The sequence below is a fragment of the Paenibacillus sp. NPDC056722 genome (assembly GCF_042790635.1).
Classification (GTDB): domain Bacteria; phylum Bacillota; class Bacilli; order Paenibacillales; family Paenibacillaceae; genus Paenibacillus_AQ; species Paenibacillus_AQ agri.
The window spans coordinates 1-22,941 of sequence record NZ_JBHTYV010000011.1 but is presented as its reverse complement, the minus strand read 5'-3'; the positions used below and the strand labels follow the sequence as shown (position 1 = coordinate 22,941).

Below are 22,941 nucleotides of genomic sequence, written 5' to 3'. Positions count from 1 at the left end.
AAAAATTTATTATCTCTTTTTTATTTTATATTCTCCGAAGGTAACAGTGAGCGTCTTTCCACGTCAAGTTTGCGCTTGATTTTATCTAAGAGATGTTTATAATATGTTTATGTAATTAAACGGATAAACGAAAGGGAGGGAGCGGTATGTGCCAGGAGACTGAGCATATTGTGGAACAGTTTAAAGAATGTATTCCTTTGCTGGATGTGCTGACAGATGAGAAGCGTCAGGCAATCATTTTACTGCTTGCACAGCATAAAATGGGGCTTAATGTTAACACTATAGCGGAGCATATCAATTTGTCCAGACCTGCCGTTTCCCATCATTTGAAGGTGTTGAAGCAGTCTGGCTATGTTAGCTTTGAGAAAAAGAGTGTCGAAAATCACTATATCCTGACTGTCCGCAAACCATTAGAGCAACTCAAATCATTAATTGAGGCTATTGAAACCCAGTGCGCACACCTTAATAATTAGTTATTGATTTAAGTGTGTTTTTCTTGCATAATAGGTCCATATGTTTAAACTAATGATCATAAACTGATGACATAACGGAAAGTCATGATCATTTTTATATAAAAAGCAGTAGACCGTTAGTTAGGGGGGAGCGTATATAGCATACAGCAAAACGCCGTTGCCAAAACAATATTTGATGTACTATCCGTTCGTTTGTTTAAACTAATGATCTTAATGGGAGTGATAGAAATGAAAGCTATGTTGATTGAGAAATACGGTAAAGATGTACCTTTGTTGATGAAAGACAGACCTATGCCTGAGATTGGAGAAGATGATGTACTGGTTGAAATTCACGCAGCCAGCCTGAATCCTATCGACTTTAAAGTAAAAGAGGGGAAAGCAAAATTCCTGCTCAAGTATGACATGCCTTTAATTTTGGGAAATGATTTTGCAGGTGTGATCACTAAAGTTGGCGGCCGAGTGAAAGACTATAAACCCGGAGATGAGGTGTACGGGAGACCGCGCAAAGGCAGAATTGGGACATTAGCTGAATATATTGCGGTTCACCAAGACGATATTTCACCAAAGCCGCGGAACCTGAATTTTGTAGAAGCAGCCTCTATACCACTGGTCGGACTTACGACGTATCAAGCTTTTCATGATGTTTTGAAGCTGCAAAAAGGGCAGAAAATCTTGATCCATGCTGGAGCAGGCGGTGTAGGTACCTTTGCCATCCAACTAGCTAAATTAATGGGTGCTTTTGTCGCCACCACAGCCAGTGATAAGGGATATGAATTGGTTAAATTGATGGGTGCCGATCAGATTATCAATTATAAGAAAGAGAATTTTGAAGAGCTGCTCACAGGATACGATGCTGTGTATGACACCTTGGGCGGCGAAGCCTTGGAGAAATCATTCCAGATTCTGAAGCCACATGGGAAAATAGTTTCCGTCTCCGGTCTGCCTAACGCAAGATTTGGAAAAGAAGCGCAGCTAGGCTGGTTGAAGACGACCCTTTTATCCATCGCCAGTCATAAGCTTACCGCGCTCGAGAAGAAAACGCAGAGTAGTTATCATTTTCTTTTTATGAAACCAAGCGGTGCGCAATTAAAGATCATTAAGAAATTTATTGAAGAAGGCCACATTAAGCCGGTGATTGATAAGGTGTTTGATTTTAAAAATGCCGCGCAAGCCTTGAAATATCTGGAGGGTGGAAGTGCCAAAGGAAAAGTTGTCGTCAAAATAAAGTGATCACAAAGGGAGACTTTAAATGAAACTGATATTGAAATGGAAATGGCCCATTGTGGCGATTTGGATTGTCGCTGCAGCCTTGTTAATTCATTTTATGCCGGATATGGAGCAGCTTGTTCGTGAAAAAGGTCAGGCCGGTGTTCCAGAGAGATACTCTTCGAGGCAAGCGGAACGGTTGATTCACGAGTTGAGTGGAAAAGCAGAGAATGCGAATGAAATGTCGGTCGTCGCAGTTTTTCATAGTAAGGATAAGCTGAATACAAAGCAGATGGATCAGATTGGGTCAGGAATTCAAACGCTGGAGCAGCAGAAAGCGGACTTAGGCATTCGTTCCATTTTGTCCCCAGACAATGAGGATATGAAAGAGCAGCTTCGCTCTAAAGACGGAACTACAGCTCTTGCTGTGGTTACAGTAGATATAGGCGACCGCTCGAAAGAAGAAATCAGAAATCTTCTGATGGACAAATTGGAACAAGTAGAGGTGGAGCATTATCTAACCGGATCTGATCTGATTATGGAGGATTTCGTCAAGACCACCCAAGCCGGTGTTAAGAAAACAGAAGGTGTTGCGGTCGTTTTCATTATCGTTGTCTTGATCTTAATCTTCCGCTCACCGGTGACCCCGATCATATCGCTTGTTACCGTGGGAATAACATTTCTAATCTCGTTAGGTATCGTAACTCAGTTAGTCGACAAGCTCAATTTTCCATTCTCCGGATTTACACAAATTTTCTTGATCCTGGTCCTTTTCGGGATTGGCACAGATTATATCATTTTGCTATTTATGCGGTTCAAAGAAGAGTTGTCCCGGCAGGAATCCACACTGGAAGCGATTATTCATACCTACAAAACCGCTGGGCGGACCGTATTATATAGCGGAGTGGCGGTGCTGATCGGTTTTAGCAGCTTGGGACTGGCTGAATTCCAATTGTTCAAATCCGCGTCAGCAGTCGGCATCGGAGTGGGGATCCTGCTCTTGGCCTTGTTCACGATTGTACCGATCCTTATGGGACTTCTCGGTCGTCTAAGCTTCTGGCCTTCCAAAGCGGCCGGTGAACATAACGGAAACAAGCTGATCTCTGGTATCACAGGATTTGCTGTAAAACGCCCCATTTGGGGGATTCTCATTACGATCGTGATTGCGGTGCCCATCTCTCTTTTCTACTCCGGGCATTTGAGCTACAACTCGCTGGACGAGATCCAGGATTCATACCCGTCCGTCAAAGGCATTAATATAGTTTATGATCATTTTCCGGCGGGACAAGCATCCCCTACAACGGTGGTCATGAAGGCAGGAGAGAGCCTCGATTCTTCAGACAATTTGGTCTTTATCGACAGGGTTACCGAGCAATTAACTTCTATTGATGGTGTAGATAAGGTATTTAGCGCGACCCGGCCTCATGGCGAAAAAATCAAAGAACTATATACCACTGACCAATCCGCCTCGCTAAGTGAAGGTATTGGAAAAGCGAATGATGGAATTGGCACGATTAAGGATGGATTATCAGGAGCAGTGGATAAGCTGGCAACTGTTCCGTTGGATCAATTCAGTAAAGTAAATGATTTGGTTACTGGGACTAAGAAGGTACAAGAGGGAATTAATCAATCTATTACAGCACTGAACAAGATTTCTGCCGGGCTGGACAAAGGGACGGCTGGCGCAGGGGAATTGAAACAGGGCTTACACAGTCTGAATGGAAATTTAGTAAAACTGAATGAGTCGACAGCCAAGATAAGCTCAGGTCTCCCCAAAATTACAGAGGGATATAATACACTCTACACACAGTATGACAATATCAAGAAGTCACTGGATAGCATCATAGCAGCTTCCAAAAGTATGAACGATACGATAGGACGCTTGGAAGCGTCCAATAGTGAATTAAAGAACAGCTCTGACTTTGTAGTATTGAAAAGTACGTCGGCAGCGCTTATTGAACAATTGGCTAAGTTAAGCCAAGGGATGAACCAGTTAAACCAACAGTTCAATGCCGTGAACGGTCAATTGGTTACTGTTCAGCAGGGCATGCAGCAAATTCAGCTTGGGCAGGATAAGATCAGACAAGGCTCTACACAGTTGGAGGCTGGTGCTGCCAAACTGCAGGATGGACTTGCTCAAGGCAGTGCGGGTCAGAAACAGGTTACAACGAAGATGCCTGCTCTAGCAGAAGGAATGAGCAGCATCGTAAAGGGACAATTGGAGCTAAATAAAGGACTGAGCAATTTAGCAAGCAACCTTCCTCAGCTGAAAAATGGGCTAGGGGATAGTGTAAACGGATTGCAGAAGATCTCTGATGGATTGACGAGCACAACCAATTACTTGAACGAAGTTGTACGAACAGGCGCCTCCGAAACCTTCTTTATTCCAGAAGAGGTGCGTACGGGAGCAGCATTCACCAAGTCGTTGGATACGTATATGTCTTCAGACAGACATGAAGCCCAGTGGACTATTCTTCTGAAGGACGATCCTTACTCCTCGCATGCGATGGAGACTGTAAAGCAAATTCAGGACAGATTTGACCAATTGCTTCAGCAGTCCAAATTTGCCAAGGCTGAATACGGGATTGGGGGAATATCCTCGCAGAACCAGGATCTTAATACGATGTCCACGGGAGATTTTACGAAGACAGCAGTGATTATGCTCATTGGAATATTCATCTTCTTGGTGATTATCACGCGCTCCTTTTGGATTCCACTTGGGGCGATCATTTCGTTGGTACTGGCGTATCTTACGGCATTGGCAGCAACAGAATGGATCTTCGGTACTTTCACAAGTCATAAGGATCTGACATGGACGATTCCGTTCTTCTCGTTCATTATGATCATCGCTTTGGGAGTAGATTATAGTATCTTCCTGATCATGCGATATCTGGAGTACAAGGATCGAAATCCGCGTCAAGCAATCTATGAAGCCATGAAGCATACAGGTGGGGTAATCCTCTCGGCGGTTCTTATTCTTTCAGGTACGTTTGCCGCTATGATTCCATCAGGCGTATTAACCTTGGTGCAGTTGGCTACAGCAGTCATTATTGCTTTGGCTTTGCTGGCCGTGTTGCTTCTGCCTCTGTTCTTACCAGCGTTTATTAGCCTTTCTACAGCGTCATTCTTTAAGAAAAAGACTGATCAATAAAAAAACTGATCAATAAAAAGACTGATCAATAAAAAGACTGAACAATAAAAAGACTGATCAATAAAAAGACTGATTAATAAAAAGACTGATCAATAATAACTGGCTGAACCAATAAAGCTAGCTAAATCAATAAAACTAGCTAAATTTACTCTAACCGCCATATGCGGAACCGTATGTACAGTAGTGTGTGGACGGGGGCTCGCTGCTCCCTCCTACTTCATTAGGACGGTACAATGTCTGTGGTTAAATTTTATGAGTATGACGAAAAAAGTTGGTTGGGTCGTATTCTTGCTCAATCGCAGACAAAATACAGTAATTGTTCCTACATGTATCTTTAGTGATCTGCCGATCATTCTTGACTGTATTCAGACTGTATTTAGTTTAACCCGCATAAACCTTGATGTTGCAAGGTGTATTGCGGGTTTTTGCTTACTCTTCTTGGACTAGATTTAATTTGTTCTTATTGAATTTAATATTCGCCTTCTTGGATTCAATGTTCCCTTATTGAGTTTCATTTCGGCTAGCTACTGGCACTGTGCTGTGCTTTGAACGTTAGGGGATTATTTTTTAAAAAAAGTACGATAGAATCTCCAAGATGCAAATTACTAAAACGTAAATCTCCAAAATGTAAATTTCCAAGATATTAATGGCAAGATACATATCTCCAATATGCGTATCTCCAATATGCGTATCTCCAAGATGCATATCTCCAAAATGTGAATCTCCAAGATGCATATCCACAACATATGAATCTCCAAAACGTAAATAAAGGCATTTTTGTACCTTAATTTGGATGAAATAGAGGTTTGGATTAGATTAAGGTCATTTTTGTACCTTAATTCTTCAGGTTCGCGCCATATAGCTTATTTTTCGGAAAATAAGGTACAATAATGCTCTTATTTTCCTTATTATCCTCAAAAAGAGAAATATAAGGTGCAAAAATGCTCTTATTTGCGAATAGAGTGCCATTTATCGTCTTTAAAAAGACTAGAGCAACAGCGAAAGAAGGCTTCAACGTCACTCAGGGGTTTGCCCCCGTTAGTGTCGTAGGGTCTTATATTTAAATCTTAAGTTCACATAATATGAGTAAAAATATTTAAAGTTAATCCCCGATTATCTACATCAGGAGCATCTTTCAAGTCCTCAATATAGCAAATGTCCTATGTGGGGACTAGTTATAAGAACCTAAGTCTAAATAGTCTATGTAGTATTTATACTTTTTATATATTATAATATAAAAAGTATCATGAATATCGTAAAAGAAAGAGGAGAACAACTTGTTAAACGATAAAACGGAACTATCAGAAGTCGCAGAGGCCTCAGAAATCGCAGAAATCTCAGAAGCCGCAGAGGCCTCAGAAATCACAGAAATCTCAGAAGCCACAGAAACCGCAGAAGTCGCAGCAACCATAGAACCGGCACAAGCCGCACAAGCCGCACAAGCCGCAGAAGCAGAAGCCAAAACAACCACAGACATGACAATCATTGGCGGAGGGCCGGCAGGGATGTTCGCAGCTTTTTATGCAGGGATGCGTCAAGCTAGTGTGAAAATCATTGATAGCATGCCTCAATTGGGGGGCCAGCCGATCGCACTTTATCCAGAGAAATTTATATATGATATTGCTGGTTTTCCTAAAACAACGGCAGCACAGCTCACACAAAACTTAGAGGAACAGATGAGTATGTTCCCTGTAGAGATCTGTCTGGAAGAGAAGGTGCAGCAAGTTATCAAGAGGGATGAACGCCATTTTGAGATTATTACGGATAAATCCACTCACTATAGCATGTCTGTTATTGTGACTGCAGGCGTTGGAGCGTTCGAGCCGCGTCGTTTGGATTTGTTGAATGCTGAGCGGTATGAAGGCACGAACTTGTATTATTTTGTGAAGGATCTCCAGCAATTTGCTAACAAGCACGTCATCATCAATGGAGGTGGAGATTCGGCAGTGGATTGGGCGCTGATGCTTGAGCCGATTGCCCAAGAGGTCACTCTTATACATAGACGAGACAAGTTTCGGGCGCACGAACATAGTGTAACGAAGCTGATGGCCTCCAAGGTCAATGTTATCACTTCAGCAGACATTACCGAATTGCATGGGGAAGAGCGAATTGAGGAGATTGCAGTTCACTTGAGCAAAACAGGGGAAACGCTAACCATTTCATGCGACGCCCTTATCGTTAACTTTGGTTTTGTGTCCTCCATTGGACCGATTGCCGAGTGGGGGTTGGACGTGCAGAAAGGCTCCATTGTTGTCGACACCCGTATGGAAACAAGCATACCGGGGATTTTCGCTGCAGGGGATATTACCACTTATCCAGGAAAAGTGAAGTTGATCGCTGTGGGCTTTGGTGAAGCACCTACCGCTGTCAATAATGCCAAAGTATACATTGATCCAACCGCGAGATTATCGCCGGGCCATAGCAGTAATTTAAAATTATAGGAGAGTGATTAAGATGATCGAAGTTAGTGAAGAAGCGCAATTGGCTATTCAACAGATGATCCAGGAGAATGAAGGCTCCAATCTTTTTCTCCGAGTAGGTATTGAGGATGGCGGATGCAGCGGATTGTCTTACAGTCTTAAGCTAGACGATGAATTGAGTGATGAAGATGAAGTACTGCAATATGAGAGCTTTAACGTCGCATGGGATAAACGGAGCATCGAATTTTTGGAAGGCATTAAGATTGATTATACAAATCAAGGCATGGTTGGCGGTTTTACGATTGATAATCCTAATGCCAGAACGACATGCGGCTGTGGCGCAAGTTTTAGAACAGCGACTTATAGAGGCAAAAGTCAGAAGTGTGATTAACGATGGCATCCTGTGAGTGAAGCCAGAGGTATTTATATAAAAGACAAGTCCCCTTAAGCTAAAAAGACTGCTAAGGGGACTTATTAATTTCCACTCTTTATTTTCAAGTATCCGATAGAAATAGCTGCTTATGCTTCCCAGAAAGCCTTTATCTCTTCAGCAATAGCTTCCTTAGCTAGTTCAAGGCACTGATCTTGTGTCTTCGCGTACACTCTTTTATTGCCGACCATCACATAGGGGACAGCCCGGCACATATTGCACATCGTCAAACAATCCGTTCTCATAACTGCAACTTCAGGAAATTCTTCCTCCAAATCCTCTAAGGGAAGCGCAGCGATGGAATTACGGGTGCATACTTCAACTACAACAAGTCCTAATGACATTATATTCACCTACTGTAAGCTTTGCTTTTTAATAGAATACGTGCAACGTTGACCGCCATCTCCCAAGCATTCCAATCTTTTAATTTCGGCATCGCCGAGCAAAGACTGGAACATTTTTAATTCACAATGGCAGACGTTTTTGAATTTGGTAGCAACATGTTCGATCGGGCAATTATGTTCCGTCAACAAGAATTCATCCTCGCTGACCTTCTCCAGCTCAACCATATAGCCATTTTCATTTTGAATATGGGCTAATGTCTCTACGCGTTCAGCGATATCTTTTTCCTTCATGGTCTCGCCATATTTATCAATCAATTTATTCTTGCGGCTGTCAAAAAGCTTCTCAACGGCCTCTGGTCCAAAATGCTCCTCCAGTTCAGTCAGCAGCTCAACAGTCAGTGTGTGATAGTTCTTGGGAAAGAACCCACCTGCTTGTTCGGTTAAATGGTACACAGTGGTTGGCCTGCCTAATGTTTGCCGGAGCATTCTTGAAGATATAAGATTATCACGCTCAAGTGATTGTATATGCCTGCGAACCGCCATAATGGTTATTCCGAGCTCATCGGTGAGATCCTTGGTACTCATGTCTCCTTTGGTTTTAAGAAGATGGAGTATGATTTCCCTAGTCGGAAGCTGTTGTATCACATCTGGGGTAGTCATCTATGATCACCTTCCGTAACGTAGTGTGTACTTGTAAATACTATATCCAAAATATTATATGCTAATTTGTTTAGTATGTCTAATTAAGCATGATTGGGGTAGAGAAGGACTAACAGTACATATTAAACTTATTATACATATATATTGAAAAAGTATTCAAAGGGGAGTATATTCTTAATGTAGCATTACATAAAAAAGCAGGGAGGAGCGAGCTAGATGCCATTTGTAATAACAGAAGCGTGTATTAATGAAAAGGCGGCAGATTGTGTGAATGTGTGTCCTGTCGATTGTATCGTAGAAGGAGATGACCAATTCTTCATTAATCCTGATGTATGTATTGACTGCGGCGCGTGCGAAGTGGAGTGTCCGGTGAGTGCTGTTTTCTATGAGGAAGATTTACCAGAGCACTATTTAAAATATATCGATAAGACAGCGGAGTTTTTCAGAACCAAGTAAACGGGTAGTCGTTATACTAAAAAAGGCCGGAGCATGATGCCCCGGCCTTTTTTTATCGCTGTTCCTATTCAGTTCCGGATAAACGTAATTTCATCATTAATGCTATCAATGGCCAGTTCCTTCCCGTCCAAATACCAAGTATCATTGTCAACCATAAAAAAGGTAATTCCACCCGACTCATAGCTGATACTCATTTCTTGAGGGTCTGCCTTCATAATTCCAAAAGCAAAGGCATCTTCTCCGCCCCCGCTATACCGTACGAAAATCCGTATAAAATCCCCTTGTTGGAAATCCCATTCCGTCGTAAAGCAACGCACTGCCGCCTTTGTAACCGTAAGCTTCATGTAATGGCCCCTCCTTGTGTATTATTTCTCTCATGTATTTTTAAATATATTAAATATATATGTATATAAATTATGATGAAAAGGTACCGTTTTGTCAATGTGTGAAAAGGGGAAGGAGAGCCTTATGGGAGGTGATAGCTCATCGATCCTCCCTTTTGTGTTTCTCTAGTTCAGCATGTAATCTCGCATTCTCTCTCAATAATTCTGCCTTCTCGTCCAATAGTCTCTGTACATCCGGGATGGCTGCACCCGATACCCAGCCAGGCAAGTCCTCTCTTCTTGCATACTCTGGCAGCTTGTCCTGAATCACTATATGAATGTGCTGTCCGAATTCAACATGAAAGACAGGAACTTGCTCAACCACGGATTCCTTAAAGGCCTGAAATTTCGGATAGTTCTCCATCATGACAAAATCGTATGGCTTCTGTCTTAAGGCATCATCCGTAAGGACAAAAGCAAATCTTGGCTTACCGAGTTCTCCGGCATACTCATATTCCCAGTGGGAAAGTAGATGAAATGAAGACTTGCAGTTTTTTGGTCATAGTCCACCTATATTTCATAAAATTTAGTATAAATCGTAGCATTGGATGACTTTATTCGTCAATGGAATGACTTATGGAAGGTAAAGATATCTATCTGAATCTTCTAAGTGAGCAGTTGTAGTTATGGGCAATGTCTTTCTAGCTTCATTTACATTACAAATATCATATGTTACTATTAACATAGGGTAATGATAACAACATAGGATTATAAAATCAATCGGCTTGTTCTCTACCTGTACTAACTCTAATCGGGGTGGAAATATCATGGATCAACAGTCTTTATATAAAAGTGAAGCAGGGAAAGCTGCTGTTTTGGAGATCTATCATCAATTGCTGAACAAGATCACGGTTCCTTATGAGGAATTATTGTTGAATACACGTTATGGAAAAACTTATGTCATCGCAAGCGGATCGATAACGTCGCCGCCACTGATCCTGTTGCATGGGTCAGGTTCCAATGCCACCATGTGGGTGGGGGATATATCACACTATTCCCAAAGCTATAGAGTCTACGCTGTAGACATCCCAGGTGATCCCGGGAAGAGCGAGGATATACGTCATCCGCTGAAGAACGATGCATATGCCGAATGGATGAATGATGTGCTTCGCGCATTACATCTTGAACAAGCAACACTGATCGGGATTTCTCTAGGGGCTTGGATGGCAGTGAATTATGCCGTGAAGCATCCGGAGAAGGTGGATAAGCTGGTGTTGATGTCGCCTTCAGGCATTGGCCCTCAGCGGGTGTCGTTCCTTTTCAAGGCCATGCCATTCTTACTCATGGGTGAGAAGGGGAGGGACAAAGTCTCTCGTCTCGTAAATGGTATTGTGGAGCTTCCGGAACAGTCCATGCAAAATACGAAGATTATCGCCCGCCATTTTCGTTTTCGCTCAGAGACGATACCGATCTTCACAGATCAGGAGCTTAGTCGTTTGAACATGCCTGTTCTCTTAATTGCCGGGGAAAAGGATGTTATGCTTCATTCGCAAAAGACCGCAGCCCGGCTATCCAGCCTGCTGCCTCATGCTAATATTCAGCTGCTTCCAGAATACGGTCATGTTCTGATCCGGCAGACACTCCGGATATTGCCGTTCTTGTCAGGTAACTCGAAGTAAGATATAAGCGAAGCAAATAAACTAAAAAAAGAGCAGAGGCTCCTATCGGTGAAAGCGATAGAAGCCTCTGCTTTTTTTAGCAAACGATTATGCTTTTTTACAATTCTCAATCAATCCACATGAAAGGTAGAAGTGTTCTCTTTCAGGATGACATCATGCGCTCCGCCTTCTACGAGACTCGTTGCAGATACGAGGGTAATGCGTGCTTTCTCTTGCAGATCGTGGACAGATAAGGCGCCGCAATTACAGAAGGTCGATTTGATGATTCCCAGTGATTTGTCCAAGTTTTCGCGTAGGGTACCTGCATAAGGAACATAAGAATCTACACCTTCTTCGAATAATAGTGTAGTTTTGCCACCGGTATCGTATCTTTCCCAGTTACGTGCCCGATTCGATCCTTCTCCCCAGTACTCTTTAACGAAGTTGCCGCCAATCTTCACTTTCTTCGTAGGGCTTTCATCAAAGCGGGCAAAGTATCTGCCCAGCATCACAAAGTCTGCACCCATGGCAAGGGCAAGTGTAATATGGTAATCATGCACAATCCCGCCGTCTGAGCAGATCGGAACATAAATACCAGTTTCCGCGTAATATTCGTCTCTGGCTTGGGCAACTTCCTGTACAGCAGAGGCTTGTCCCCGTCCAATACCTTTCTGCTCGCGCGTAATGCAGATGGAGCCGCCGCCAATACCTACCTTGATGAAATCAGCACCGGCTCCAACCAGGTAACGGAATCCTTCGCGATCCACCACGTTGCCGGCACCGATGACGACATCAAAGTTCTCTTTTACATATTGAACGGTCTCTGCCTGCCACTCTGTATAGCCGTCTGAAGAATCTATAACAAGCGCATCTACGCCAGCTTCAACCAAAGCGGGAACCCGTTCTTTATAGTCGCGGGAGTTAATGCCTGCGCCGACAATATAGCTTTTTTCGCTGTCCAGCAGCTCGTTCGGAAACTCCTTGTTTCTGTCATAGTCCTTGCGGAAGACCAGGTAGACCAGATTCTGATTGTCATCGATGAGCGGTAATGAATTGAGCTTGTGTTCCCAGATCAGGTCATTGGCTTCTTTCAAGGACATACCGACTTTGCCGCAGATCAATGCTTCAAATGGTGTCATGAATTCACTTACTGGCTTGTCGAGCGGATCACGCGAAATCCGGTAATCTCTTGCTGTAACGATTCCTAGTAATTTACCGGTTGCCGATCCATCTTCCGTTACAGCAATGGTGGAGTGACCATGCAGCTCCTTAAGCTCGAGTACATCTTTAAGCGTGTGCTGAGGCTTGAGGTTAGAGCGGCTGATGACGAAGCCTGCTTTGAATGCCTTCACTTTCTTCACCATTTCCGCTTGGCTACTGATAGACTGGGAACCGAACAAGAAGGAGATCCCGCCATTTTGGGCCAGCGCAACCGCTAGCCGGTCATCGGACACTGCTTGCATAACAGCAGAAGAGAAAGGAATCTTAATCTCCAGAGGCGACTTCTCTCCACGCTTGAACTTGGCGATTGGCGTAGTTAGATCCACTTTGTCAGGTGTACAGTCTTTTGTAGTCAAGTTCGGGACAAGCAAATACTCACTGAATGTACGCGATGGTTCTGAATAATAATAGGCCACTTGTTAAATCCCCTCTCTGGTTTTAAAAGTAAATTTAATTCATTACCATGGCTTTGGCATGCTGTCTACCGGCCTCAAGAACTTTGTCACTCTCGCTAAGATTAACAACCGAGCGGGCCAACATAAGAGTGCCGACCATTGTACTAAGAAGCGCACTGCTTGCTGATGTGTTTTTTCCAGACACATTAGCAATAAAGTCAATAAAGCGGTTCAGCTCACGGTTATAGATCAAGCGAATCTCTTGCGAAGACCTCGTTATTTCACTGGTGAGAATGGGGAAGAGGCAGCCTGTCTTCGCATCATCCCGGTGAAATGTACTTAAATAATAGTCGATAACCGCATCGATTTTGTATCCGTGAGTTTCCTTGTCGGCAATCTGTCCCAGAAGCTCCAGTGTTTCACTTACAACATGATGGCAAGCTTCTGAGAGCAACTGCTCTTTACTGCTGAAGTGCGCATAGAATCCGCCATGTGTCAGTCCCGCCCCTTTCATAATAATAGGAAGGCTGGTAGCCTGTATTCCGTTTACACGAAAGGCAATCCCTGCACTTTCTATAATCTCTTTGCGAACCCTTTCTTTATGTCCTTCAGGGTAAGGCATGGCGGTCAGTCCTTCGTTGAAATTTTAAAGAATTATACTGATCATAATTAAAGATGTCAAATGAAATTTGAGATCAGGATATTCTCAGATATAGGGATTGACAAATATGATGGGTAAAATATATTATGATCACAATATTTAAAAGGAGGGATAATACATCAATTGAATGGATTCAGAATAACAGGCAATGATTAAAAATAAATAAATGCTAAAGGAGCAAGCTACAATGAATATCTCACAACAAGTCGCACTGATCAGTGGTGCTAACCGGGGACTCGGCAAGAAGCTGGCATTGGAACTGCTGGACAGAGGAGCCAAGGTATATGCAGGTGCCCGTAATCCGGAAACAATTGATTACCCTGGGGTTATCCCGGTTCAGCTTGATATTACCAACCCAGAGTCGGTGGCTGCTGCAGCAAAAGCGGCAGGAGATGTGACACTGCTGATCAATAACGCAGGAATTTCCACTAAGACAGATCTGCTGACAGGGCCACTCGAAGATATTAATCTGGAATTTAATACGCATTTCTTCGGCAATCTCTCCATGATTCGCGCCTTTGCACCAGTTATTGAAGGGAATGGCGGCGGTACGATTCTGAATATTCTATCGGTATTATCCTGGTTTAGCATTGGAGCTGATGGTGCGTATTCTTCGGCGAAATCAGCCGAGTGGGGAATGACTAATGCGCTTCGTCTGAGCTTGGCGGACAAGAACATTAGAGTAGCTGGCCTGCATGTCGGCTTTATGGATACAGATATGACTGCTGGCATTAATGCACCCAAGGCCGATCCGAAAGATATTGCGAAGATTGCTATTGACGGGGTTGAAGCGGGACTCTATGAGATCGTTGCTGACGATATCAGCAAACAGGTGAAGGCCGGACTCTCGGGTGAACTCTCGGGGCTGTATCCGCAATTTAAATAAGGATTATTTCCATAAAGACGACTCAGGGCTGTTTTCACGCTGTGATTCCGTAACAACCTGCGCCCTTTTCTAGAACGATAAGTCCCAAATTGTCAGTTTCGTTTCAGTAGTAATAATCTTAAGCTGCGCCCTAAAGTTAGAGTGAATAACTAGCTTTAAGGCGCAGTTTTTTATGTGCAGACGGTTATTTGACCTGTTTGATGAATTTGCTGGCTGCATGGGTTAACGGCATGTTACGCATGGTCATGATTCCGACATGAGTTGGCGGGAGCGTAATATCCAATTGGATTTCGAACAGAGAGCCTTCCTCCAGTTCCTTCGCTACAAATTCTCTGGTCACATAGGAAATGCCAAGTCCCCTGCGTGCAAACTCAATGAGCAGATCCACACTTCCGACCTCAATCTCGGGCTTTAGCGTATAGCCGTAGCTCTGGAATAACTCCGTAATTGCCATTCGTGCCCGGCTATTACGTGAGAAGAGAATCACCGGATATTGCAGCAGTACTTCTACGGACAGAACGGTATCCTTTAAAATGGCATATTGTGCTCCGGCGACAAAGCAATCTTGCAGTTGGATGGTCTCCCTGGCTTCAAGCTGGGAATCAACAATAGGGAGGCGGACGACGCCAAGGTCGATCGTGCCGTCTTTTAAAAGTGTCATAACCTCCGGCGTTGTTCCATGGTTCAGGTGCAGCTTGATCCCCGGATAGTTCTTATGGAAGTCTTCCAGATAAGGGAGCAAATAATGCTTGAATAAGGAATCGCTTCCGCCGATTCGCAGTTCGCCATTATCCAGATTTTTCAGCGCAGCCATCTTTTCTTCGGCCATGGTGATCAGCACCTGGGACTGCTCAATATAGGAATACAGAATCGTGCCTTCCTGAGTTAGAGCGACACCCTTGGAGTTACGGTAAAAAAGAGTAATCCCGAAATTCTGCTCCAGCTGCTTAATCGCATGACTGACGCTGGGTTGGGTAAGATATAATGCTTTGGCTGCTTGTGTCAAACTTCCCGTCTTTGCGGCCCAATAAAAAACTTTATATAACTCATAATTATTAGTCATAGATGCCATTTATAGCTCCTGTGAAATTTATTGATTACATGTATAGCTCCTAAAAGTATTATAGTGGAACTATAGAAGAGAAACCACTGCTTAAAAGTTGTCAGAATGATTCAAAGTGCAGTTGCGGTTCCACTGACATATCCCAGATATGCAGTGGCGCTATTGGAAGGAGAGATGACATGGATTCACATACCCTTGTTTTATTTGGAGCAACAGGCGATTTAGCCAAGAGAAAAATATACCCGGCCCTTTTTAATTTATTTATCGATCGAAAGCTGGCGTTACCATTGTCGGTGATTGGTCTGGGAAGAAGAGAGTGGTCGGATGAGACCTTTAAGAAGAATGTAGAGCAGTCGCTCAGGGATTTTTCTAGAAGAGCCCCTCAAGATGAGGAAGCCTTGCAAGCTTTTCTGGAAGCCTTCCGTTACTGCACACTGGATATCGGTAAAAAAGAAGACTATCAGAAGCTGCTGAAGTTAATCGAGCATCGTGAAGCGGAACTTGGACTTGAGCCGAATCGTCTCTTTTATCTGTCGGTCGGACCTGAATATTTCGAAACCATTGCTGCTCAAATTCAGGACAACGGGCTTGGCTCGGATGAGGGCTGGAAGCGTCTCGTGATTGAGAAGCCTTTTGGTCACGATTTGAAGTCCGCTAGAGTATTGAATGAGAAATTAAGTGTTGCTTTTGCTGAATCTGAAATTTTCAGAATCGATCATTATCTGGGCAAGCCGGTCGTGCAGAAGCTAGAAGCGCTACATCAAGCAAATCCGGAGATTAAGGCGCTATGGAGCAATCGGAAAGTGGCCAATGTACAGATTACGGCAAGCGAGACGGTAGGCGTTGAAGAGAGAGCGGGTTATTACGATCATGTCGGCGCGGTCAGAGATATGTTCCAGAACCACATGCTCCAGCTGCTCATGATGGTTGCCATCCATCTTCCGGATAAGGTGAGCGCCGATGAGGTAAATGAGGTACATCTTCATAAGAAACGGGTAATGAAATCCCTGGAGCCGCTGCACAAGCACAGTGCTGCTGCTGGTATCATCCGGGGGCAATATAAGGAAGGCAGCATTCAAGGCAAGCCGGTTGCCGGTTACACGTCAGAGCCAGGCATTTCGCCGGAGTCTATGAATGATACGTTCATCGCTGCGAGATTGCAGATAAATGATAGCGACTGGGAGGGTGTACCTTTCTATATCCGCACCGGTAAACGAATGATGGACAAATCTACGAGAATCGTAGTGGAGTTCAAAGAGGAAGCTACGCAATTGACTGCAACGGCTGAGAAGAGCAAAGCTCCAAACCTGCTGGTGCTTGAGATGAGTCCTGGTGAAGGGATTACTCTGCAATTTAAAGGGCCAACTTTTGAACCTGCAGGGGAGTTTAGCCCAATTCAAGTAGAATTGCCGGAAGGCCGCGGTGACGGCCGCGAAGCCTATGAGAATCTGATTCACGATGCCTTGCAGGGAGATCCTACATTTTTCGCCCATTGGGATGAAGTTGAATTGTCCTGGGAGTGGGTACAGCCGATTCTTGATGCCTACGAAGAGAACATGGTTCCTCTTCAACTGTATGCCGCAGGAAGCTGTGGTCCGGCTGAATCGGATGCCTTATTGGCCAAGGATGGATTCCATTGGTGGTTTGATGATAGCGCGAAGCAAGAGAGTACGACATTGAAAGAGAAGACACTGGTATAAAGGTGCATTCGATTTAACACACTACAACCCAAAACGGAGGTTATTCAAATGAAATTTTTTATCGATACAGCAAATGTGGAAGATATTAAAAAGGCCTACAAAATCGGTGTTCTTTCTGGCGTAACGACTAACCCCTCTTTGGTTGCCAAAGAAGGCGTAAAATTCGAAGATCGTATCGCAGAGATCCTGCGTACTGTGCCTGAGGTCGAATCAGTATCCGCAGAAGTTACCCCTGATGCGGTCACTGCTGAAGAGATGATTGCGCAAGCGAATGAACTGATCAAGATCAATAACAATGATAAGAACATTACCATTAAGCTGCCAATGACCCTTGAAGGACTGGAAGCTTGCCGCTACCTCACCAAAAAAGGTGTGAAAACCAACGTTACGCTGATCTTCACCGTGAACCAAGCGCTGCTCGCTGCTCGTGCTGGTGCGACGTATGTATCGCCGTTCCTGGGCCGCTTGGACGATATTTCTGAAGATGGTGTGCAATTGATTGTGAAGATTGCCGAATTGTTCCGCATTCATCAGTTGGATGCTCAAATTATTGCAGCTTCTGTACGTCACCCTGACCACGTTACACGTGTAGCGATGGCCGGCGCACATATTGCGACGATTCCATTTGCAGTTATTGAACAGCTTTCCAAACACCCGTTGACCGATCAAGGGCTGGAGAAGTTTGCTGCAGACTGGAAGAAATCTGTTCAATAAGAAGGAGTGAGTCACAAAATGAGTATTAAATTTGATTATTCTAACGCACTATCTTTTATGAACCAGCATGAAGTCGATTACTTTAGTGAGTTCGTCGGCACGGCTCACCGGATGTTGCATGAGAAGAAGGGGCCGGGTTCAGATTTCTTGGGCTGGGTGAACCTGCCTTTGGAATATGACACAGCAGAATTTGCCCGCATCAAAGAAGCAGCTAAGCGTATTCGCAGCCATTCTGATGCGCTGATTGTAATTGGAATCGGTGGCTCCTACCTTGGAGCCAGATCCGCGATTGAATCGCTGTCGCATACGTTCCACAATCAGATGAGCGGAACTACACAGGTCTATTTTGCCGGACAAAATATCAGCTCCACGTATCTGTCGCATCTGCTTGAGCTGATCAAGGACAAAGATATCTCTCTGAATGTGATTTCGAAATCAGGTACAACTACTGAGCCTGCCATCGCTTTCCGTATCCTGCGGGATTATATGGAGAAGAAATACGGTAAAGAGGAAGCTAGACAACGTATCTTTGCAACGACTGACGCCTCGAAGGGTGCGCTCAAGACCTTGGCGGATGAAGAGGGTTATGAAACGTTTGTCATTCCGGATGACGTAGGCGGACGGTACTCTGTGCTTACGGCTGTAGGGCTGTTGCCAATTGCTGCAGCAGGACTGGATATTGATCAGATGATGGCGGGCGCAGCAGCAGCCGCTCAGAAATATAACAATCCTGATCTGGCAACCAATGAGAGCTATCAATATGCGGCTGTTCGCAATGCACTCTATCGCAAAGGAAAAACCATTGAGCTGCTAGTGAACTTTGAGCCTTCCCTGCATTATGTGTCTGAATGGTGGAAGCAACTCTTTGGGGAGAGTGAAGGGAAAGACCAGAAGGGATTGTATCCGGCTTCCGTTGATTTTACGACGGATCTGCACTCTATGGGTCAATATGTGCAAGAAGGACGCCGTGATCTCATTGAGACTGTTGTAACGGTGAACAAGGCACGGATCGAGCTGGCGATTCCGGAGGATGCCGATAATTTGGACGGCTTGAATTTCCTGTCTGGAATGACCATGGATGACGTGAACAAAAAAGCAGCAGTAGGCACACGCCTTGCACATGTCGACGGCGGCGTACCGAATCTTATCGTCGAGCTGGATGAATTGAATGAGTACACTTACGGAGAAATGGTGTATTTCTTCGAAAAGGCCTGTGGCATCAGCGGTCTGCTGCTTGGCGTGAACCCGTTCGATCAGCCAGGTGTGGAGGCGTACAAAGTAAATATGTTTGCCCTGCTTGGCAAACCGGGGTTTGAAGAACAAAAAGAGGCGCTGAACAAACGATTATCAGCAGGTTCTGCATCAGAGCAGAAGTAACATAAGGGGAGAAGTGAACATGAAAAAACAACAGATTGGTGTAATCGGTTTGGCAGTAATGGGGAAAAACTTGGCACTTAATATCGAAAGCAAAGGATTCTCTGTGGCATTGTTTAACCGCTCGGCAGACAAAACAAAAGAGCTGCTTGCAGAAGCGCCAGGCAAAGATTTTGTCGGTACGTATAGTGTTGAAGAGTTCGTACAGGCTCTGGAGACACCTCGCAAAATTCTGATCATGGTCAAAGCAGGCGAAGCTACAGACAGCACAATTAATCAACTGCTTCCTTACCTGGATCAAGGGGATATTCTGATCGACGGCGGGAATGCTTATTTCCCTGACACTCAGAGAAGAAATAAAGAGCTGCAAGCCCAAGGCTTCCGCTTCATCGGCGCTGGCGTATCCGGCGGGGAAGAAGGCGCGTTGAAAGGTCCTGCAATTATGCCAGGCGGACAAAAGAGTGCGTATGAATTGGTGGAACCGATTCTGACTGCAATCTCTGCTAAAGTAAACGGTGATCCGTGTTCCACTTACATTGGTGAAGATGGTGCAGGCCACTATGTGAAGATGGTACACAACGGGATCGAATACGGCGATATGCAGCTTATTGGCGAAGCGTATCATTTGTTAAAAGATGTGCTGAACTTGAGTGCAGAAGAATTGCACACCATTTTCTCAGAATGGAATAAAGGCGAGCTGGACAGCTATCTCATCGAGATTACGGCAGATATTTTCGCTAAGAAGGACCCTGAGACCGGCAAACCGATGGTGGATGTCATTCTGGACTCCGCAGGTCAAAAAGGTACCGGCAAATGGACCAGCCAAAGCTCCTTGGATCTTGGCGTACCCTTGTCCATCATTACGGAATCCGTATTTGCACGCTTTATCTCTGCCATGAAGGAAGAGCGCGTCGCAGCAAGCCAGAAGCTAAGCGGCCCTTCGGCAGCAGGCTTCACTGGTGATAAAGATCAATTCATTGAAGCTGTTCGTAAGGCATTGTATGCCAGCAAAATCGCCTCGTATGCGCAAGGCTTTGCCCAAATGCGTGCCGCTTCCGAGGAATACAACTGGAACCTCAACTATGGCAGCATTGCGATGATTTTCCGCGGGGGCTGTATCATCCGCGCAAGATTCCTGCAAAATATCAAGGATGCGTATGATCGTGATCCGGCACTCAAAAACCTGCTGCTCGACGAATACTTCGCTGAGATCGTGCAAAACTATCAACAGGCTTGGAGAGAGGTTATCAGTGTTGCTGTTACCCGCGGAATTCCGGTTCCAGCCTTTACTTCAGCGTTGGCATACTATGATAGCTACCGTACGGAAAGACTTCCGGCAAACCTGCTGCAGGCGCAACGTGATTACTTCGGTGCCCATACCTTTGAACGTGTAGATAAAGAAGGAAGCTTCCACTTCCAATGGATGGACAACAACGAATAAGATATAGTTGACGGTTGTAAATAGTAAAATCCCCTCAGGGTGACAGTGAAGAACGAGCACACGGTAAGTTGTGCTAACCACTGTCGCCAGAGGGGATTTTTCATGGATAAGTTTCCTGTGGGACCCTGACAAAATCAATAGTGATAAAAATAACCCACAAGAAGAATGATCTTAATAGATTATCTTCTTGTGGGTTTATGTTTAGGCGGAGATTTCCGTAATCTTGACCATCTTACTGGACATATCGCCCCACAGGTCCAGATCAAGCCCGCGGTTCATCAGCGCGCTGCCGCTTAGAGGCTGTTCAAAGCCGTCAACCTGATATAGCGCCTCACTCTTCAGACCGCGCAGATAAATGCGAGGGGAGTGATTTTGGAATTTTTGCGGATGCATCAGTGCGAAGAGCACAGATTCACGCTGGTCCGTTGTTACATACTGCACAGCAGTCGTGCTACCTTCTCTTGGCGAAAGCAGACGATACTGGTCACCCTTTTGCACGATGTGTCGAATACCTTTATATACCTCAACCCATTTGCGGGACTCTTCCAGCTCTTCCTCAGACCAGTTCAGCAGGTTGCCGCCAATGCCAAGCGATCCCATCATCGAGGAATGGAACCGGTACGCGACAGAAGCTGGCCGGTTCTTCATCCATTTTCCGGCGTCGGCTACCCAGCACATCATAGACTGCGCGTTGTAAGCAAGGGAGTAACCTTCTTGGATGAAGAGACGCTCATAAGGATCGGTGTTGTCGCTGGTCCAGACCTCATCGGTCAACTGCATAATGCCCAGATCGATCCGTGCACCACCGCCGGAGCAAGCTTCGAAGGCAACATTTGGATGATTGGCGCGCAGACGAGCGAAAATGTCATACAGCCCTTGTACGTGACGCACCCATACTTCCTTGTGCTGCTCTTGCGGCGCGTCGAGCCAGCCGACTTCGCTGAGCGAACGGTTCATATCCCATTTTACAAAAGCGATATTGTTCTCGCTCAGCAAATTGTCCATCATCTCGAAAATAAAAGCCTGCACTTCTGGGTTCGCTACATTGAGTACCAGCTGATTTCTGCTCTCGGTACGTGGACGATTAGGGAAATGATACACCCAATCCGGATGAGTTCTGTACAGGTTGCTGTCCGGATTGACCATCTCTGGCTCCACCCAGATGCCGAATTTCATCCCCAGTGCCTCGACCTTATCGATAAGCGGCTTCAGGCCGTTCGGGAATTTCTCCGGGTTGACTGTCCAGTCGCCGAGTCCTGCACGGTCATGATTGCGCTCGCCGAACCAGCCATCGTCAATAACAAACAGCTCCACGCCCATCGCAGCCGCTTTTTCCGCCAGCTTCGTTTGTCCTTCTTCGTTAACATCGAAGTAAGTTGCTTCCCATGAATTGTACAGTACAGGGCGCAATTCTTTTGAAAGTGGCTTAGGCAGTACATGCTCACGCTGATAGCGATGGAAGTTGCGGCTTGCTTGGCCGAAGCCTTCGCGAGTATAACCGCCGACAAAAGCAGGAGTTTGGAACTTCGTGCCGCCAGCCAAATGCCAGGAGAAATCGAAGTCATGCACGCCGCCGCTAACTTGCAGCAGCTTGAATGGGCTATATTCTACTGTGATTTTCCAGTTGCCGCTCCATGCAAGCGCCCCGAACCATACATCACCATGGTCTTCGGTCGCTGTTCCACGGTCAATGGCAAACCATGGGTTCGCCTGACAGCTTGTATTCCCGCGTCTGCTCTCCAGCGTTTTCTTCCCAGGAGTGATCTCGTCCTGATAGATTTGGGTCTCTTCGATCCATTTGCCAGCCAGATGGGTCAGACGATAACGGTCGCCTCTTGGCGCATGCCATGTAGCGGAGAGAGATTGGTCCAGTGTAATGGCTTCTTCACCGGTATTTTCAATTACAGCATAACGCTCGAGAATATCATGCTTTGGATAGAGACGGTAGTGCAGATGCACAAGCAGCGGATAGACGGTATCTTTCAGTACGATGATTAGTTCTTCGTGTTCATCGCCAAGGATAATCTCATGATCTTTGTAGACCAGCTTAGTGTCCCGTACCTGATCCGGGAAAGTCGCTTTCAAACAAGGCTCATAATAGTACATCCCGCCCCAAGCCGGGAATTCCTGCTGAAGAATCCCTTCGGATGGCTCGAAGGAAGAATGGCGAACGATTGATTTATCAGAAGCCGGGAGGTCAGAAAGGTAAGGCAGCTTAGGGCCATAGTAAAGATGCTGCAAAGTGCCGTTCTCATGAACGCCCAGACCGTACGATAAGTTGGTTCCTTGAAGGAGCCAACGTGATGTTTCTTTGTCAAATAACAATGCCAATATAATCGCCTCTTCTCTTCAGTGAATATTTACT

The 22,941-nt window shown here is 45.1% G+C and carries 20 protein-coding genes and 2 pseudogenes; 13 read left to right on the top strand and 9 right to left on the bottom strand.

Going from position 1 to position 22,941, the window contains the following annotated elements; all coding sequences use genetic code 11:
• Positions 1 to 146: 146 nt before the first annotated feature.
• The 3 genes from ACFRAM_RS22010 to ACFRAM_RS22000 all read left to right on the top strand — a co-directional run bounded on the left by ACFRAM_RS22010 (position 147) and on the right by ACFRAM_RS22000 (position 4,830).
• Positions 147 to 473, top strand: a complete 327-nt coding sequence (locus ACFRAM_RS22010; RefSeq protein ID WP_175372357.1) for an ArsR/SmtB family transcription factor — start codon at positions 147 to 149, stop codon at positions 471 to 473.
• Between the two features lie 228 nt (positions 474 to 701).
• Positions 702 to 1,703, top strand: coding sequence for an NADP-dependent oxidoreductase (locus tag ACFRAM_RS22005; protein WP_379468315.1), 1,002 nt, complete (start codon positions 702 to 704; stop codon positions 1,701 to 1,703).
• 19 nt (positions 1,704 to 1,722) lie between these two features.
• The gene (locus ACFRAM_RS22000) at positions 1,723 to 4,830 is read left to right on the top strand and encodes an MMPL family transporter (RefSeq protein WP_379468080.1); all 3,108 of its coding nucleotides are present in this window, start codon (positions 1,723 to 1,725) and stop codon (positions 4,828 to 4,830) included.
• A gap of 243 nt (positions 4,831 to 5,073) precedes the next feature.
• On the opposite strand, the gene ACFRAM_RS21995 is transcribed toward ACFRAM_RS22000, so the two are convergent.
• Complete coding sequence (locus tag ACFRAM_RS21995; RefSeq protein ID WP_379468313.1) at positions 5,074 to 5,172, bottom strand: BBE domain-containing protein; 99 nt, start codon at positions 5,170 to 5,172, stop codon at positions 5,074 to 5,076.
• 323 nt (positions 5,173 to 5,495) lie between these two features.
• Here ACFRAM_RS21995 and ACFRAM_RS21990 point away from each other — a divergent pair.
• The 3 genes and pseudogenes from ACFRAM_RS21990 to ACFRAM_RS21980 form a co-directional block, all read left to right on the top strand.
• Positions 5,496 to 5,618 (top strand): annotated as a pseudogene (locus tag ACFRAM_RS21990) (pentapeptide repeat-containing protein); the annotation flags it as partial.
• Positions 5,619 to 6,305: 687 nt separating this feature from the next.
• Complete coding sequence (locus ACFRAM_RS21985) at positions 6,306 to 7,271, top strand: NAD(P)/FAD-dependent oxidoreductase (RefSeq protein WP_379468311.1); 966 nt, start codon at positions 6,306 to 6,308, stop codon at positions 7,269 to 7,271.
• A 13-nt stretch (positions 7,272 to 7,284) separates the two neighbouring features.
• Positions 7,285 to 7,641, top strand: coding sequence for a HesB/IscA family protein (locus tag ACFRAM_RS21980; protein ID WP_379468078.1), 357 nt, complete (start codon positions 7,285 to 7,287; stop codon positions 7,639 to 7,641).
• 128 nt (positions 7,642 to 7,769) lie between these two features.
• On the opposite strand, the gene ACFRAM_RS21975 is transcribed toward ACFRAM_RS21980, so the two are convergent.
• Positions 7,770 to 8,024 (bottom strand): DUF1450 domain-containing protein, encoded by a 255-nt coding sequence (locus ACFRAM_RS21975; protein ID WP_066364815.1) that lies wholly within the window; start codon positions 8,022 to 8,024, stop codon positions 7,770 to 7,772.
• Between the two features lie 9 nt (positions 8,025 to 8,033).
• Positions 8,034 to 8,684: a helix-turn-helix transcriptional regulator gene (locus ACFRAM_RS21970; protein ID WP_379468076.1), complete on the bottom strand. Its 651-nt coding sequence runs from the start codon at positions 8,682 to 8,684 to the stop codon at positions 8,034 to 8,036.
• A gap of 216 nt (positions 8,685 to 8,900) precedes the next feature.
• Here ACFRAM_RS21970 and ACFRAM_RS21965 point away from each other — a divergent pair, with 216 nt between their 5' ends.
• Positions 8,901 to 9,140 (top strand): ferredoxin family protein, encoded by a 240-nt coding sequence (locus ACFRAM_RS21965; RefSeq protein ID WP_379468074.1) that lies wholly within the window; start codon positions 8,901 to 8,903, stop codon positions 9,138 to 9,140.
• Between the two features lie 68 nt (positions 9,141 to 9,208).
• Here ACFRAM_RS21965 and ACFRAM_RS21960 read toward each other — a convergent pair whose 3' ends face one another.
• Both ACFRAM_RS21960 and ACFRAM_RS21955 read right to left on the bottom strand, forming a co-directional pair.
• Positions 9,209 to 9,484 (bottom strand): HesB/YadR/YfhF family protein, encoded by a 276-nt coding sequence (locus ACFRAM_RS21960; RefSeq protein WP_379468072.1) that lies wholly within the window; start codon positions 9,482 to 9,484, stop codon positions 9,209 to 9,211.
• Between the two features lie 139 nt (positions 9,485 to 9,623).
• A pseudogene (locus tag ACFRAM_RS21955) lies at positions 9,624 to 9,989 on the bottom strand (DUF4062 domain-containing protein); the annotation flags it as partial.
• Between the two features lie 301 nt (positions 9,990 to 10,290).
• Between ACFRAM_RS21955 and ACFRAM_RS21950 the strand changes: the two are divergent.
• On the top strand, positions 10,291 to 11,142 hold the full coding sequence (locus ACFRAM_RS21950) for an alpha/beta fold hydrolase (protein WP_379468070.1): 852 nt from the start codon (positions 10,291 to 10,293) through the stop codon (positions 11,140 to 11,142).
• 110 nt (positions 11,143 to 11,252) lie between these two features.
• Here the strand turns inward: ACFRAM_RS21950 and ACFRAM_RS21945 are convergent, their stop codons facing one another.
• Positions 11,253 to 12,758, bottom strand: coding sequence for an IMP dehydrogenase (locus ACFRAM_RS21945; RefSeq protein ID WP_379468068.1), 1,506 nt, complete (start codon positions 12,756 to 12,758; stop codon positions 11,253 to 11,255).
• 34 nt (positions 12,759 to 12,792) lie between these two features.
• Complete coding sequence (locus tag ACFRAM_RS21940) at positions 12,793 to 13,359, bottom strand: TetR/AcrR family transcriptional regulator (RefSeq protein WP_379468066.1); 567 nt, start codon at positions 13,357 to 13,359, stop codon at positions 12,793 to 12,795.
• Between the two features lie 226 nt (positions 13,360 to 13,585).
• Between ACFRAM_RS21940 and ACFRAM_RS21935 the strand changes: the two genes are divergently transcribed.
• Positions 13,586 to 14,284, top strand: a complete 699-nt coding sequence (locus ACFRAM_RS21935; RefSeq protein ID WP_379468064.1) for an SDR family oxidoreductase — start codon at positions 13,586 to 13,588, stop codon at positions 14,282 to 14,284.
• Positions 14,285 to 14,468: 184 nt separating this feature from the next.
• On the opposite strand, the gene ACFRAM_RS21930 is transcribed toward ACFRAM_RS21935, so the two are convergent.
• The gene (locus ACFRAM_RS21930) at positions 14,469 to 15,347 is read right to left on the bottom strand and encodes a LysR family transcriptional regulator (protein WP_379468309.1); all 879 of its coding nucleotides are present in this window, start codon (positions 15,345 to 15,347) and stop codon (positions 14,469 to 14,471) included.
• Between the two features lie 179 nt (positions 15,348 to 15,526).
• Between ACFRAM_RS21930 and zwf the strand changes: the two genes are divergently transcribed.
• The 4 genes from zwf to gndA are packed head-to-tail and all read left to right on the top strand — an operon-like array spanning position 15,527 to position 20,576.
• Positions 15,527 to 17,047: a glucose-6-phosphate dehydrogenase gene (gene zwf, locus ACFRAM_RS21925; RefSeq protein ID WP_379468062.1), complete on the top strand. Its 1,521-nt coding sequence runs from the start codon at positions 15,527 to 15,529 to the stop codon at positions 17,045 to 17,047.
• A 48-nt stretch (positions 17,048 to 17,095) separates the two neighbouring features.
• Positions 17,096 to 17,761, top strand: coding sequence for a fructose-6-phosphate aldolase (gene fsa, locus ACFRAM_RS21920; RefSeq protein WP_066364787.1), 666 nt, complete (start codon positions 17,096 to 17,098; stop codon positions 17,759 to 17,761).
• Between the two features lie 18 nt (positions 17,762 to 17,779).
• Positions 17,780 to 19,138, top strand: coding sequence for a glucose-6-phosphate isomerase (locus tag ACFRAM_RS21915; protein ID WP_379468060.1), 1,359 nt, complete (start codon positions 17,780 to 17,782; stop codon positions 19,136 to 19,138).
• Between the two features lie 19 nt (positions 19,139 to 19,157).
• The gene (gndA, locus tag ACFRAM_RS21910; RefSeq protein WP_379468058.1) at positions 19,158 to 20,576 is read left to right on the top strand and encodes an NADP-dependent phosphogluconate dehydrogenase; all 1,419 of its coding nucleotides are present in this window, start codon (positions 19,158 to 19,160) and stop codon (positions 20,574 to 20,576) included.
• Between the two features lie 201 nt (positions 20,577 to 20,777).
• On the opposite strand, the gene ACFRAM_RS21905 is transcribed toward gndA, so the two are convergent.
• A complete protein-coding gene (locus ACFRAM_RS21905; protein WP_379468056.1) occupies positions 20,778 to 22,907 on the bottom strand; it encodes an alpha-galactosidase in 2,130 nt (709 codons plus the stop codon).
• Positions 22,908 to 22,941: the final 34 nt, after the last annotated feature.

Excerpts from the sequence above, each read along its gene's own strand:
- ACFRAM_RS21980 (WP_379468078.1), top strand. The coding sequence starts at position 7,285 with ATGATCGAAGTTAGTGAAGAAGCGCAATTGGCTATTCAACAGATGATC.
- ACFRAM_RS22000 (WP_379468080.1), top strand. The coding sequence starts at position 1,723 with ATGAAACTGATATTGAAATGGAAATGGCCCATTGTGGCGATTTGGATT.
- fsa (WP_066364787.1), top strand. The coding sequence starts at position 17,096 with ATGAAATTTTTTATCGATACAGCAAATGTGGAAGATATTAAAAAGGCC.
- ACFRAM_RS21985 (WP_379468311.1), top strand. The coding sequence starts at position 6,306 with ATGACAATCATTGGCGGAGGGCCGGCAGGGATGTTCGCAGCTTTTTAT.
- ACFRAM_RS22005 (WP_379468315.1), top strand. The coding sequence starts at position 702 with ATGAAAGCTATGTTGATTGAGAAATACGGTAAAGATGTACCTTTGTTG.
- gndA (WP_379468058.1), top strand. The coding sequence starts at position 19,158 with ATGAAAAAACAACAGATTGGTGTAATCGGTTTGGCAGTAATGGGGAAA.
- ACFRAM_RS21930 (WP_379468309.1), bottom strand. The coding sequence starts at position 15,347 with ATGACTAATAATTATGAGTTATATAAAGTTTTTTATTGGGCCGCAAAG.
- ACFRAM_RS21935 (WP_379468064.1), top strand. The coding sequence starts at position 13,586 with ATGAATATCTCACAACAAGTCGCACTGATCAGTGGTGCTAACCGGGGA.
- zwf (WP_379468062.1), top strand. The coding sequence starts at position 15,527 with ATGGATTCACATACCCTTGTTTTATTTGGAGCAACAGGCGATTTAGCC.
- ACFRAM_RS22010 (WP_175372357.1), top strand. The coding sequence starts at position 147 with ATGTGCCAGGAGACTGAGCATATTGTGGAACAGTTTAAAGAATGTATT.
- ACFRAM_RS21950 (WP_379468070.1), top strand. The coding sequence starts at position 10,291 with ATGGATCAACAGTCTTTATATAAAAGTGAAGCAGGGAAAGCTGCTGTT.
- ACFRAM_RS21975 (WP_066364815.1), bottom strand. The coding sequence starts at position 8,024 with ATGTCATTAGGACTTGTTGTAGTTGAAGTATGCACCCGTAATTCCATC.
- ACFRAM_RS21940 (WP_379468066.1), bottom strand. The coding sequence starts at position 13,359 with ATGCCTTACCCTGAAGGACATAAAGAAAGGGTTCGCAAAGAGATTATA.
- ACFRAM_RS21965 (WP_379468074.1), top strand. The coding sequence starts at position 8,901 with ATGCCATTTGTAATAACAGAAGCGTGTATTAATGAAAAGGCGGCAGAT.
- ACFRAM_RS21915 (WP_379468060.1), top strand. The coding sequence starts at position 17,780 with ATGAGTATTAAATTTGATTATTCTAACGCACTATCTTTTATGAACCAG.
- ACFRAM_RS21960 (WP_379468072.1), bottom strand. The coding sequence starts at position 9,484 with ATGAAGCTTACGGTTACAAAGGCGGCAGTGCGTTGCTTTACGACGGAA.
- ACFRAM_RS21970 (WP_379468076.1), bottom strand. The coding sequence starts at position 8,684 with ATGACTACCCCAGATGTGATACAACAGCTTCCGACTAGGGAAATCATA.